Raw genomic sequence first — 13505 nt, 5'->3', positions numbered from 1 at the left:
AGATGGAAATGTCGATCGGTCGCCGTACTTTCCTGAAGACCGGCGCCACCTTGCCGCTTGCCGCCCTGCCCGCCGCCGCCCGCGCCATGACGGCCGCCCTGCCGGCCAAAGCCAAGGCGCTGCCGCTGTCCGCCGTCCGGCTGCGCCCCTCGGATTTCGCCCATGCGGTCGAGGTCAACCGTGCCTATCTGCTGCGGCTCGAACCCGATCGACTGCTCCACAATTTCCATACCTTCGCCGGCCTGCCCCCCAAGGCAAAGGTCTATGGCGGCTGGGAAAGCGACACCATCGCCGGCCACACGCTGGGGCATTACCTGTCGGGGCTGGCGCTGACTCACGCACAGATCGGCTGCGACGACTGCGCGCGCCGCGCCGCCTACATCATCGACGAACTCGCCGCGTGTCAGACCAGAAACGGCGACGGCTATGTCGCGGGCTTCACCCGCAAGCGCAAGGACGGCAAGGTCGTCGACGGCAAGGAGATTTTTCCGGAAATCATGCGCGGCGACATCCGCTCCGCCGGGTTCGACCTCAACGGCTGCTGGGTGCCGTTCTACAACTGGCACAAGCTCTATACCGGGCTGTTCGACGTCATCGACCATATCGGCCCCAACCCCGGGGCGATGGCGATCGCCATCGGGCTGGGCGCCTATATCGAACGGGTGTTCGCGGCGCTGGACGACGAACAGGTGCAGACGGTGCTGGCCTGCGAACATGGCGGCCTGAACGAAAGCTTCGCCGAACTCCACGCCCGCACCGGCGACCCGCGCTGGCTGAAGCTGGCGGAGCGCATCTATCACAAGAAGGTGCTGACGCCGCTCAGCGAGAAGCGCGACGAACTGGCGAACATCCACGCCAACACGCAGGTGCCCAAGCTGATCGGGCTGGCCCGCCTGTACGAGATCACCGGCAATCCGGCGCACGGCGCCGCCGCCCGCTTCTTCTGGGAACAGGTGACGCGCCACCACAGCTACGTGATCGGCGGCAATGCCGACCGCGAATATTTCACCGCGCCCGACACCATCGCGCAGCACATCACCGAACAGACGTGCGAGCATTGCAACACGTACAACATGCTGAAACTGACGCGGCAGCTCTATTCGTGGCAACCCGACGGCGCGCTGTTCGACTATTACGAACGCGCGCACCTGAACCACGTCATGGCGCAGCAGGAACCGGTGAACGGCGGCTTCACCTACATGACCCCGCTGATGACCGGGGCGAAGCGCGAATATTCGGCGATGGACGGCGAGGAATTCTGGTGCTGCGTCGGCACCGGCATGGAAAGCCATGCCAAGCACGGCGAAAGCATCTTCTGGGAAGGCGGCGACACGCTGATCGTCAACCTCTACATCCCCGCCGACGCACGCTGGGCCGCGCGCGATGCGAAGGTCGGCCTCGCCACCGCCTGGCCGTTCGAGGGCGAAGCGACGTTGAGCTTCGACGCGCTGGGCAAGCCCGGTACCTTCCCCGTCGCGCTGCGCGTGCCCGGCTATGCGGCCTCGGCGGACCTGTTCGTCAACGGCAAGCCGGTGACGGCGGCGCGCGCCGGCGGCTATGCCATCGTCGAGCGGCGCTGGAAGAAGGGCGACACGGTCACCATCCGCCTGCCGCTCGACCTGCGGCTGGAGGCGACACCGGGCGATGGCCGGACGGTCGCGGTGCTGCGCGGTCCGCTGGTGCTGGCCGGCGATCTGGGGCGCGCGGACGGGGCATGGGACCGGCCCGATCCCGCGATGGTCGGCACCGACCTGATCGCGCGCTTCCGCCCCGTCGCGATGGACAAGGCGCAATATGAAACCGATGGTCTGGTCCGCCCCGGCGACCTCAGCTTCGTGCCCTTCTATCGCCAGCATGACCGCCGCAGCGCGGTGTATTTCAAGCGCTTCACCGCGGCCGAATGGCAGGTCGAGGAAGCCGCCTTCCTGAAGGAACAGGCCCGCCAGAAGGATCTTGCCGCCCGCTCGGTCGACGTGATGCACCTGGGCGAGATGCAGCCCGAGCGCGACCACCAGCTGACCTCGGACATCTCCTATCCCGTATCCTATCGCGGTCGCTCCGGCCGCGACGCGCGCAGCGGCGGCTTCTTCGAGTTCACGATGGCGGTGAAGCCGGGGCCGCTGATATTGCAGGCGACCTATTGGGGGGACGAGCGCCAGCGCAGCTTCGACATCCTGATCGACAACCAGCGCATCGCCACCCAGTCGCTGGAGGCGGACCGGCCCGGCCAGTTCTTCGATGTCGACTATCCGCTGCCCGAGGGGCTGACCCGCGGCAAGAAGCAGGTGAAGGTGCGCGTCGTGCCGCATGACCGGAACAGTGCCGGGCCTGTGTTCGGGATGCGGCTGTTCACCGCAAAGCCCGCGACGACCCCGGCACCCACCGCATGAGCGACGATCATGTCCGGATGACGCTGGCCGAGGTACGCGACTACGCACGCGCCACGCTGACCCGGGTAGGCCTGTCGCCCGCGCATGTCGCCGCGGTGGCGGAGACGATGGTGGCGGGCGAGCGCGACGGGTGCGGCTCGCATGGGCTGTACCGCCTGCTCGTCGCCGCGCACAGCGTCGCGAGCGGGGTGGTGGTGCCGGATGCGGCGCCCGTCGCCTCGCGGCCGAAGCCGGGGCTGGTGCGGGTGGATGGCGGCGGCGGCTTCGCGCAGCTGGCGTTCGAAACCGGGCGCCCCCTGCTGGTGGAGGCGGCGCGGGCGGGCGGCATCGCCGCGCTGGCCTTGAACAACGTAGTCCATTTCGCCGCGCTCTGGCCCGAGATCGAGGCGCTGGTCGATGACGGCCTCGTTGCGCTTGCCTTCACCCCCAGCCATGCCTGGGTCGCCCCCGCCGGCGGCACGAAACCGCTGTTCGGGACCAACCCGATTGCCTTCGGCTGGCCCCGCCCCGGCGGCATGCCGTTCGTGTTCGACTTCGCCACCTCGATGGTCGCGCGCGGCGAGATCGAGCTGCACCGCCGCGCCGGCAAGCGGATACCGACCGACTGGGGCCACGCCCCCGATGGCGGCGACACCGACGATGCGGCCACGGTGCTGGCCGGCGCGATGCGCACCTTCGGCGGGCACAAGGGCTCCGCGCTGGCGACGATGGTGGAACTGGTCGCCGGCCCGCTGATCGGCGACCTGACCAGCGCCGAATCGCTGGCCGCCGACGCGGGCCGCAAGGGCTCGCCGATCGGGGGCGAGCTGATCCTCGCGATCGATCCCGCCGGTTTCCTGGGCGATGCCGCCGCCGGTCATCTGGCGCGGGCCGAGGCGGTGTTCGCCGGCATCGAGGGACAGGGCGCGCGCCTGCCCGGATCGCGCCGCCACGCCGCCCGCGCGGTCAGCCTGCGCGATGGCGTGCTGATCCCCCGGCAACTGATCACCGACATCGACGCCGTGACCTGAGGATATCACATGAAGTTCCTTCCGACGCTGCTCCTGACCGCCCTCGCCCCTCTGCCCGCCGCAGCGCAGACGCCACCGGCCGCGACCGCCGCCACCGGCGCCGATGCACGCTTCAATGCGCTGGCGGCGGCCGAATACAAGTGGCGCGGCACGTTGGCGGCGGGGGACGAGGATACGCCGCAGGACGAGGCACGCGGGCTACCCGATGTCGGCCCCGCGATGCAGGCGACCAAGACGAAGCGGTGGACCGAGACGCTGGCGGCGCTCGATGCAATGCCGCCGGCCAGCCTGTCGCCGGCGGCACGCGACAATTACGCCGTCTATCGCGGTCAGGTGGCGGCATTGCTCGCCGAACAGCGGTTCCGGGATTACGAAAAGCCCCTGACCGCCGATACCAGCTTCTGGATCGACCTGGGCTATGCCAGCCGCGCGACCTACCGCACCGAAAAGGCGTATCGTGGCTATCTGAAGCTGCTTGGCGATATCCCGCGTTATTTCGACCAGAACATCGCCAACATGCGTGCCGGCCTGAAACGCGGCTTCACCCCGCCGCGGATCACGCTCACGGGCCGCGACATCGGGGTCGCCGAGGTGGTGAAGGCGGGCGGCACCGACGCCTCCCCCTTCTACGCGCCGTTCAGGAATATGCCCGCCACCATCCCGGTCGCGACGCAAGGGGCGTTGCGCGCGGAGGCGAAGCGGCTGATCGCGGCATCGGTGGTGCCGGCGCATGCGACGCTGCTCGCCTTCCTGCGCGACGACTACATTCCCGGCGCACGGCAGACGCTGGCGGCCTATGATCTGCCGGATGGCCGTGCCTATTACGCGTCCAAGATCGCCGAATACATCACTCGCGACCAGTCGGCCGACCAGATCCACGCGATCGGCCTGACCGAGGTCGCCAGAATCCGCACCCGGATGGGCGAGGTGATGAAACAGGTGGCATGGCAGGGCGATCTGCCCGGTTTCCTGAATTTCCTGCGGACAGACCCGCAATTCTACGTGAAGACGCCGCAGGCGCTGCTCGATCGGGCGGCATGGACCGCCAAGGAATTCGACGGCAAGGCCGCGCGCTGGTTCGGCCGCCTGCCCCGCGCCCGTTTCGCGATCGAACCGGTGCCGGCCGATCTCGCGCCCTTCTACACCGGCGGGCGCGGCGGTCCCGGCATCTATCTGGTCAACACCTGGAACCTGCCGGCGCGTCCGCTCTACTCGCTGCCCGCGCTGACCCTGCACGAAAGCGCGCCCGGCCATGCCTGGCAGATGCCGTTCGCGATGGAACTGGAGGGGCTGCCCGACTATCGCCGCAACACCTATATTTCCGCCTATGGCGAGGGCTGGGCGCTATATTGCGAGGCGCTGGGCGAGGAGATGGGGCTGTATCACACCCCCTACGAGACGTTCGGGATGCTCAGCTACCAGATGTGGCGCGCCGCTCGACTGGTGGTCGATACCGGCATCCATACGCAGGGCTGGACGCGCGAACGGGCGCAGGCTTTCCTGCGGGACAACACCGCGCTGTCGACCCATGAGATCACGACCGAGGTCGACCGTTACATCGCCTGGCCGGGACAGGCCCTCAGTTATTATATGGGCGAACTGACCTTCCTCACCGGACGGGCGAAGGCGGAGAAGGCGCTGGGCACGAAGTTCGATATCCGCGCCTTCCACGATGCCATGCTGTCGCTGGGATCGGTGCCGTTGCCGATGGTCGATGCGCGGGTCGATCGCTTCATCGCCGATGGCGGCAAGGGGCCTTATCCGCTGACGCCCTGATATCGGCGTATCCCGTTCCTGTTCCGTCATTGCGAGCGCAGCGAAGCAATCCAGGGCGTCACGCGCGGGGCTCTGGATTGCGTCGCTGTGCTCGCAATGACGGCCGGATCGATCCCATGCCGTCACGCTCGGGCCCGGCCCCGCTCCCGCCCTTTACCCGAACGGCCGGTCGATCGACAGCTGCGGCGTGGTGAACCATGCGGCGCCGGTCTCGGTGACATGAAAATGATCCTCCAGCCGCACCCCGAACCGGTCGGGCACGACGATCATCGGCTCGTTGGAGAAGCACATGCCCGGCGCCATGGGCGTGGTGTCGCCCCGCACCAGATTGGCGGGTTCGTGGATCGACAGGCCGATGCCGTGGCCCGTGCGGTGCGGCAGACCCGGCAGGCGATAGCCGGGGCCCAGTCCCGCCCCCTCCAGCACTACTCGCGCCGCCGCATCCACCGCCTCGCACGGCACGCCCGGTCCGGCGGCGGCGAAGGCGGCCGCCTGTGCCGTATGTTCGACATCCCAGATATCGCGGATGTCCTGCTCCACCGATCCGAACGCATAGGTGCGGGTGATGTCGGAATGATAGCCGTGGACGCGGCAGCCGGTATCGATCAGCACCAGTTCGTCCTCCGCCAGCCGCTGGTCGCCGGGCAGACCGTGGGGAAACGCGGTCGCGCGGCCGAACTGCACCGCGCAGAAGAACGAGCCGCCACCCCCGATCGCGTGGTGCGCGGCATCGATGAAACGGATCACCTCGCTGGCGGCGATGCCGGGGCGCAGGATCGCCGCGGCGCGGGCCTGTACCTCCAGCGTCATCGCCTTCGCCTCCGACAGGCAGGCGAGTTCGGCCGCCGACTTCACCATCCGGCACCCGTCGATCGCCGGCGCCCCGTCGACCAGGGCGATGCCGAAATCGCGCAGCCGTTCCGTCCAGGCGAACGGCATCAGCGGATCGACCGCGACCACTCCCATCCCACGGGCGGCATCCGCGACCAGCGCGACCGGGCTCTCGTCCTCCTCCCACAGCCGCAGATCGGCGGAAATCGTCAGATCGGCCTCCAGCGAGCCGCGCTCGAACCGCGGGCAGATCATCACCGGCTCGCCCGCGACCGGCAGCAGCAGCGCCACCATCCGCTCGGTCGCGCCCCAGGGCACGCCCGTGAAGTAACGCAGGCTGGCACCGGTATGGACCAGCAGTGCCGCCGCCCCCGCCGCCGCGGTCAACGCGCGCGCGCGGTCCAGCCGGGCGGCATATTCACTCGCCGCGATCGGAGGCACACGGTGTGCCGGCGGGGTGATCGCGGCGAGCTGGGTGGTGGCGTCGGAACTGCCGATGGTCATGGCGTCAGCTTTCAGAAACGGTCGATGGCGAAGGGCGAAAGGTCGATCGCGGGCGTGGCGTCGGTCAGCAGGTCGGCGACCAGCTCCCCCGTCACCGCCGCCAGCGTCAGCCCCAGATGCTGGTGGCCGAAGGCATAATATAGATTGTCGGCGCGGGTCGACCGGCCGATCGCCGGCAGATAATCCGGCAGCGTCGGCCGCGCGCCCATCCAGCGACGGAACGGCCCCGCGATCGGCAGGCCCAGTTCGGCGACGTGTCGTTCCAGCCGCACCCATTTACGCGGGTCGGGCGCGGCATCCGCCCGACCCAGTTCGACGAAGCCCGCCACCTGCACGCTATCGGCGTAGCGCGTGACGATGATCGACCGGTCCTCGAACACCACCGGCGGCACGTCGGCGGGCCACCGCTCGGCCTGCCCCCGGATATGATAGCCACGCTCGGCGATCAGCGGCACGCGGTGGCCGGCGGCGGCCATCGGGGCGGCCGATCCGATCCCGGCGGCGATCACGATGCGATCGGCCGCGATGCCCCGGATCGTCATCCGGTCGCCATCGCGGAACAGCGTCGCCGTATCGCGCACCGTCTCGACGCCGGCCGCCGCCAGCGCCGCGTCCAGTGCCTGCGCGAGCTGGTCGAGATCGGCGATCTGACCGCTGCCGGTGAAGCGGATCGCCGCCGCCACCTGCGGCGACAGCGACCGCAGCCGGGCGAATTCGGCGTCGGTTGCGGCATCGATCCGGGTGGTGCCGATATCCGCCGCCCGCCACCGGGCGATCCCCGCCGCCGCGCGGACGGCATCGGGCCAGGTGACGAAATGCCCGTCCTCGCGGAGCAGGTCGCCGGCGTCGACCGCCGCAACTAGCCGCCGCCATGCCGGCATTGCCCCCGCCAGCAACCCGCGCAGTGCGGCCGATCCTGCCGTAAACCGCGCCGGGGTGGATGCCGCCAGCAGCCGAATCGCGAACGGCAACCATGTCCCTGCCTGCGCCACCGGCAGGTCGAGCGGACCGCCCCGCGCGAACAGCCGCCCCGGCACGCTGCGGATCGTCGCGGGCGAGGCGAGCGGTGCGACCTGCTCGGTTGCCAGATGTCCGGCATTGCCCCACGATGGTGCCGACCGGTCCGCAGCCGGATCGATCATCCTCACCCGTTCGCCACGACGCGCCAGCGACAGCGCCACCGCCCGCCCGACGACGCCGCCGCCGATCACCGCCACCGTCACGGCCTGCGTCCCCGCATGTGGTTTTCCTTCTTGATCACCGCATGATGGTATCGTATACGATTCACGTAAACAAGTATCGGAACATGATAATGACGATCGATTGGCAAGGTGTCTTCCCGGCGGTGACCACGCAGATTCGGGAGGACCTGTCGATCGACCTGGCCGATACCCAGCGCGTGGTCGACGACCTGATCCGCGACGGCATCACCGGCCTGATCGCCCTCGGCACGGTGGGCGAGAACAACTCGCTGACCTTCGACGAGAAGATATCGGTGCTGACGGCGATCGTCGAGGTGGTGGACGGCCGCATCCCGGTCGTCACCGGCGTGTCCGAATACGACACCCGCCGTGCCGCCGGCTATGCGCAGGCGGCCGAGAAGGCGGGGGCGAACGGCCTGATGCTGCTGCCGCCGATGGTCTATGTGCCCAAGGCGAAGGAACTGGCGGCGCATTTCCGCGGCGTGGCGGAGCAGACCGGGTTGCCGATCATGCTCTACAACAACCCGCCCGCCTATCGCACCCAGATCGACAATCAGGTGCTGGCGCTGGTCGCGGACGTGCCGAACATCGTCGCGATCAAGGAATCGGCCCCCGACACGCGGCGCTTCACCGATGTGAAGAACGCGTTCGGCGATCGCTACGTCCTGTTCGCCGGACTGGACGACGTCGCGCTGGAGGGGCTGTACCTCGGGGCGCAGGGCTGGGTTTCCGGTCTCACCAACGCCTTCCCCCGGGAATCGGTGGAGCTGGTCAACGCGTTCAAGCGCGGCGATCATGCCAAGGCGATGGAAATCTATCGCTGGTTCATGCCGCTCCTCCACCTCGATGCCGAACATGATCTCGTCCAGTCGATCAAGCTGGCGGAGCAGGTCATGGGTCGTGGTTCGGAGCGGGTCCTGCCGCCGCGCTATCCGCTGGAGGGCGAACGCCGTGCTGAGGTGATCGCGATGGTCGAGAAGGCGGCGGCGACCCGGCCGACGCTTTCGATCGCCAAGGCGGCCTGATACCGTCGAGCGATGCGCCACACCTTCTTCTGCATCGACGGCCATACCGCCGGCAACCCGGTCCGTCTGGTCGTCGGCGGCGCGCCGCTCCTGCGCGGCGCGTCGATGTCGGAACGCCGCCAGGACTTTTTGGCGCGGTTCGACTGGATTCGCACCGGGCTGTGCTTCGAGCCGCGCGGCCACGCGATGATGTCGGGCGGGTTCCTCTATCCACCGACGCGCGACGATACCGATATCGGCATCCTGTTCATCGAAACCTCGGGTTGCCTGCCGATGTGCGGGCACGGCACGATCGGGATCGTCACCTTCGGGCTGGAACACGGGCTGATCCAGCCCGCCGTGCCGGGGCGGCTGCGCGTCGAGGTGCCCGCCGGCATCATCGATATCGCCTATGAGACGACGGGCGACCGCGTCACCGCGGTCCGCATCACCAACGTCCCCGCCTTCGTCGCGGCCAGGGGCGTGGTGATCGATGTCGAGGGGGTCGGGCCGCTGACCGTCGACGTCGCCTATGGCGGCAATTACTACGCCATCGTCGAGCCGCAGGGCGGCTATCGCGGGCTGGACGCGATGGGCGCGGAATGGCTGGTCGAGATGGGGCGCCGCGTGCGCGCCGCGATGCAGGCCGCGATCGATCCGGTGCATCCGCTCGACCCCACCATCCGCGGCATCAGCCATGTGCTATGGGCGGATGCCCCGCGCGGTGAAGGCGCGGACGGCCGCAACGCCGTCTTCTACGGCGAGGGTGCGATCGACCGCAGCCCGTGCGGCACCGGCACCTCCGCCCGGCTGGCGCATCTCGCGGATCGCGGCACGCTGGCGCCGGGCGATCGCTTCGTCCACGAAAGCTATATCGGCAGCCGCTTCATCGGCCGGGTGGAGGCGGCGACGCACCTCGGCGGGATACCGGCGATCATTCCCTCGATCGAGGGATCGGCGGTCGCCACCGGTTTCAACACGATATGGATCGACGCGGCCGATCCATTCGCCAAGGGGTTCGCCGTCCAATAACGGCACCATCCCGCGCCAAGATGCCGGCCGTGCTTCTTCCCGCATCGGATGACCTCTCCACCCAGATTTGGCAATCGTCGCCGGGGCTTATCCCATCGCCCATCCGGAACCGGGTGGTCGCGAGACGCGGAGGCCCGCGCGGGTCCAGCCCGGCCGGGCGGAGCCAATTGATACCACCCCCGTCCGCGATCGGGCCGCTGCGATCCTGTCGTGGCATTTCGGCAACGCAGCATAAACCTTTGCAGGTGCGGAGGGAACCGACTCGCATCTGTCATGGAACAGACATAATCCACGCACAGGGGCGTGGCCGTAGAGCGGCGATGCCGCGGGGTTCGGGGCGTCAGCCCAAAAGGGGAAAATTCAGATGCGGAACAATCTGTTCTTGGGCGTCGCCGCGATCGCGATCATCGCGCCCGCCGGCGCAATGGCGCAAGAAACCACCACGGCGATCCGTGGCGCGGTCACCGCCAACAGTGCACCGGTCGCCGGTGCCACCGTGACGATCGTCAACGTCGAATCCGGCACGACGGCATCCGCCACGACGGACGAGAAGGGCAATTTCAACGCGTCTGGCCTGCGCGTCGGCGGGCCGTTCACCGTCACGATCAACGCGCCGGGTTTCCCGACCAAGCAGATCACCGACATCTTCACGGTCATCGCCCAGCCCTATGACCTGCCGGTCGAACTGGCCGCAGGCGACGCCGATGCCGGTGCGGAGATCGTCGTCACCGCATCGTCGATCCGTGGTGCCGGCACCCAGTCGCAGGGTCCGTCGACCGTGCTCACCGCAGCCCAGATTGCCAATGTCGCCACCATCAACCGCGACGTGCGCGATCTGATGCGCCGCGATCCGTTCGCCCGGCTGGACGACACCCCCGGTGGCGGCCGCGCAGTTTCGTTCGCCGGTCAGAATGCGCGCTTCAACCGCTTCTCGGTCGACGGTGTCCCCGTTACCGACAATTTCGGCCTCAACCCCGATGGCCTGCCGACCCGGCGCTCGCCCGTGCCGCTCGACGCGATCGGTCAGTTCCAGACCAAGGTTGCGCCCTACGACGTCCGTGAAGGCAATTTCCAGGGCGGCGCCATCAACGCCATCCTGAAATCGGGCACCAACAGCTTCCACGGCACCGGCTTCTATTCCTATTCCTCGGACGAGCTGAACGGGAAGAAGACCAAGGCGGGTCCGGGCGTCCCGACCGGTCGGGTCACCCTGCCGAACTACAAGATCGAGAATTACGGCGCGCAGCTGTCCGGGCCGATCATCAAGGACAAGCTGTTCTTCATGGTTGCCGGTGAGCGTATCCGCGCCGGTACGCCGATCCCCGAAGGCACGCTGGAAACCAACGCCGGTACCGTGATCCCCAGCACCGCCCTGCCGGGTGGCCAGCTGACCGACAGCATCGTCAGCCAGATCAGCGGCATTGCGCAGTCGCGCTACAATTACGCGACGGGCGGCGTCCTCAGCAATTCGAAGGACAAGGACGACCGGCTTGCAGCGCGTCTCGACGCCAACCTGTCGGATACGCAGCGCGCATCGCTGACCTATCTGTACACCAAGGACTCGATCCAGTTTAACCAGAACGCCTCGGTCACCGCCCCAAGCCTCGGGCTGGAATCGAACGGCTATATCGGCTCCAACCGCCTGCACACTGGCGTGTTCCAGCTGAACAGCGACTGGTCCGACGAGTTCTCGACCGAAGTCCGCGGCTTCTACAAGGACTATAAGCGCGGTCAGGACCCGGTATTGGGCCGTGGTTTCGCGCAGTTTCAGGTCTGCGCCGCTCCGACGTCCGACCGCACCACGCCCGGCGGCGCGGCCAATCTCGCCACGGCATGCGCCCCCGGTTACGCCTCGGTGTATTTCGGTCCGGACAGCTCGCGCCAGTCGAACGCGCTGACCAGCCGCACCTATGGCGGCCTGGTGCAAGGTCGCCTGACCCATGGCAATCATGACCTGCGCATCTTCGCCGACGTTCAGGACACGAAGATCTTCAACCTCTTCGTGCAGAACACCGCCGGCAACTATTATTTCGACTCGATCGCCGATTTCCAGGCGGGCAATGCCCAGCGCCTGCGTTACGGCAACGCGACGCCGTCGAACGATCCGGCCAACGGCGCTGCGCGCTTCCAGTATCAGTCCTATTCCTTCGGTATCCAGGACAACTGGCGCGTCACCGACTGGTTCACGCTGGATTACGGCGTGCGCTACGACATGTACGGCGGCGATACGCGCCCGGCGTTCAACCAGACCTTCCTGAACCGGGTCGGCTATCCCAACACCGCCTATATCAGCGGTCGTGGGATCGTGCAGCCGCGTATCGGGTTCGAAGTGAAGCCGATCAAGGATCTGTCGATCCGCGGCGGCGTCGGCATCTTCTCGGGCGGTTCGCCTGACGTCTATGTTTCGAACAGCTTCTCGAACACCGGCTTCCTGACCAACTCGGTCGACATCCAGCAGACCAATGCCGGCACGTTCACGGCACCGGGTTCCGCCAACGCCGCGGCGGCGGCGGCGATCGGGTCGGCGGCGTTGACCAACGTCAGCGGCACGTCGATCCCGGGCGCGGTGAACACCTACCTCAACAGCCTGTCCCTTTCGACCACCTCGCCGCCCCCGGTCAACGCGCTGGACCCGAACTTCAAGCTGCCGTCGCAGTGGCGCAGCACCCTGTCGTTCGATTACGCCCCCGACGCGCTCGGCGGTGTGAACTTCGGCGCCGACCTGTTCTATTCGTCGGTCCGCAACCAGGTGTTCTTCACCGACGGCCGCGTGCGTCCGAACGGCCTGCTGACGCCCGACGGTCGTGCCCGCTACAGCTCGATCACCAGCTTCGCGGACAACAACTATGATCTGCTGCTGACCAACACCAAGAAGGGCCGCAGCTACGTCGCCGTCGCCCGCGTCGACAAGACGTTCGACTTCGGCCTGTCGGCTGGCGCCAGCTTCACCTATCAGGACATCAAGGATCAGGCGCCGGCGACCTCGTCGACCGCCAACTCCAACTATGGCAACGCGGCGTTCTTCGATGCCAACGGTGCGGCCTATGGCATCGCCAACGATCAGGTGAAGTACAACATCAAGTACAACCTGACGTTCAATCCGGCGCTCTTCGGCGATTACAAAACGACGTTCGCCCTGTTCGGCGAAACCCGGATCGGCCGCCCCTACAGCTACACGATGCAGGATGCTTCCAACAATCGCAGCCCCGTGTTCGGCACCGTGCTGAACCAGAGCCGCTTCCTGCTCTACGTGCCGACCGGCCTGGACGACGCCCGGGTGTCCTATGACAGCGTCGCCACCCGCGACACGTTTAACGCACTGATCGGCGCCACGGGCCTCGACAAGTATCGTGGCCGGATCGCTCCACGCAATGCTTTCAATGCCAAGTGGTTCACCAAGATCGACCTTCACGTCGCGCAGGAACTGCCGACCGGCCTTGGCAGCTCGCGCATCGAACTGTTCGGCGATATCGAGAACGTCGCTAATCTGCTGAACAAGAACTGGGGCCAGATCCGCGAATACGCCTTCCCGTATACGCAGGTCGCCGTCCGCGTTCAGTGTCTGGCCGCCGCGACGCCTACCGGCACCGCCGCGAGCGGGGTATTGGTCAACAATTCCAGCCAGCCTTGCGCGCAGTATCGTTATCTCGCCCCCAATACGCCGCCGACCGACACGATCTACTCGAAGCAGTCGCTCTACTCGATCCGCATCGGCGCCCGCTTCTCGTTCTGAGCCGCCGGCCACGGCGCGAAGGC

8 protein-coding genes are annotated in these 13505 nt (G+C 67.5%); 6 read left to right on the top strand and 2 right to left on the bottom strand.

The window, feature by feature from the left end; genetic code table 11:
- Window positions 1–8 precede the first annotated feature (8 nt).
- Genes ABD719_RS10360 through ABD719_RS10350 form a run of 3 tightly spaced genes read left to right on the top strand, consistent with a single transcriptional unit; the run spans window position 9 to window position 5176 of the window.
- Window positions 9–2390 (top strand): beta-L-arabinofuranosidase domain-containing protein, encoded by a 2382-nt coding sequence (locus ABD719_RS10360; RefSeq protein WP_344693295.1) that lies wholly within the window; start codon window positions 9–11, stop codon window positions 2388–2390.
- On the top strand, window positions 2387–3400 hold the full coding sequence (locus ABD719_RS10355) for an Ldh family oxidoreductase (protein ID WP_344693294.1): 1014 nt from the start codon (window positions 2387–2389) through the stop codon (window positions 3398–3400). The genes ABD719_RS10360 and ABD719_RS10355 overlap by 4 nt, the downstream gene beginning before the upstream one ends.
- A gap of 9 nt (window positions 3401–3409) precedes the next feature.
- Window positions 3410–5176, top strand: a complete 1767-nt coding sequence (locus ABD719_RS10350; RefSeq protein ID WP_344693293.1) for a DUF885 domain-containing protein — start codon at window positions 3410–3412, stop codon at window positions 5174–5176.
- A 153-nt stretch (window positions 5177–5329) separates the two neighbouring features.
- On the opposite strand, the gene ABD719_RS10345 is transcribed toward ABD719_RS10350, so the two are convergent.
- Both ABD719_RS10345 and ABD719_RS10340 read right to left on the bottom strand, forming a co-directional pair.
- The gene (locus ABD719_RS10345) at window positions 5330–6511 is read right to left on the bottom strand and encodes a M24 family metallopeptidase (protein WP_344693292.1); all 1182 of its coding nucleotides are present in this window, start codon (window positions 6509–6511) and stop codon (window positions 5330–5332) included.
- Window positions 6512–6522: 11 nt separating this feature from the next.
- Window positions 6523–7734, bottom strand: coding sequence for an NAD(P)/FAD-dependent oxidoreductase (locus ABD719_RS10340; RefSeq protein WP_344693291.1), 1212 nt, complete (start codon window positions 7732–7734; stop codon window positions 6523–6525).
- 89 nt (window positions 7735–7823) lie between these two features.
- Between ABD719_RS10340 and ABD719_RS10335 the strand changes: the two genes are divergently transcribed.
- The 3 genes from ABD719_RS10335 to ABD719_RS10325 all read left to right on the top strand — a co-directional run bounded on the left by ABD719_RS10335 (window position 7824) and on the right by ABD719_RS10325 (window position 13482).
- On the top strand, window positions 7824–8738 hold the full coding sequence (locus ABD719_RS10335; RefSeq protein WP_344693290.1) for a dihydrodipicolinate synthase family protein: 915 nt from the start codon (window positions 7824–7826) through the stop codon (window positions 8736–8738).
- A 12-nt stretch (window positions 8739–8750) separates the two neighbouring features.
- Window positions 8751–9749 (top strand): 4-hydroxyproline epimerase, encoded by a 999-nt coding sequence (locus tag ABD719_RS10330; RefSeq protein WP_344693289.1) that lies wholly within the window; start codon window positions 8751–8753, stop codon window positions 9747–9749.
- Between the two features lie 364 nt (window positions 9750–10113).
- Window positions 10114–13482 carry a TonB-dependent receptor gene (locus ABD719_RS10325; RefSeq protein ID WP_344693287.1) on the top strand — a complete coding sequence of 1123 codons (3369 nt, stop codon included), beginning with the start codon at window positions 10114–10116 and terminating at the stop codon, window positions 13480–13482.
- Window positions 13483–13505: the final 23 nt, after the last annotated feature.

Source organism: Sphingomonas cynarae, from assembly GCF_039537815.1.
GTDB classification, from domain to species: domain Bacteria; phylum Pseudomonadota; class Alphaproteobacteria; order Sphingomonadales; family Sphingomonadaceae; genus Sphingomonas; species Sphingomonas cynarae.
Note: the sequence above shows the minus strand (reverse complement) of the source record. Positions and strands in the feature narration are given on the sequence as shown.

Excerpts from the sequence above, each read along its gene's own strand:
- ABD719_RS10350 (WP_344693293.1), top strand. The coding sequence starts at position 3,410 with ATGAAGTTCCTTCCGACGCTGCTCCTGACCGCCCTCGCCCCTCTGCCC.
- ABD719_RS10325 (WP_344693287.1), top strand. The coding sequence starts at position 10,114 with ATGCGGAACAATCTGTTCTTGGGCGTCGCCGCGATCGCGATCATCGCG.
- ABD719_RS10335 (WP_344693290.1), top strand. The coding sequence starts at position 7,824 with ATGACGATCGATTGGCAAGGTGTCTTCCCGGCGGTGACCACGCAGATT.
- ABD719_RS10355 (WP_344693294.1), top strand. The coding sequence starts at position 2,387 with ATGAGCGACGATCATGTCCGGATGACGCTGGCCGAGGTACGCGACTAC.
- ABD719_RS10330 (WP_344693289.1), top strand. The coding sequence starts at position 8,751 with ATGCGCCACACCTTCTTCTGCATCGACGGCCATACCGCCGGCAACCCG.
- ABD719_RS10360 (WP_344693295.1), top strand. The coding sequence starts at position 9 with ATGTCGATCGGTCGCCGTACTTTCCTGAAGACCGGCGCCACCTTGCCG.
- ABD719_RS10345 (WP_344693292.1), bottom strand. The coding sequence starts at position 6,511 with ATGACCATCGGCAGTTCCGACGCCACCACCCAGCTCGCCGCGATCACC.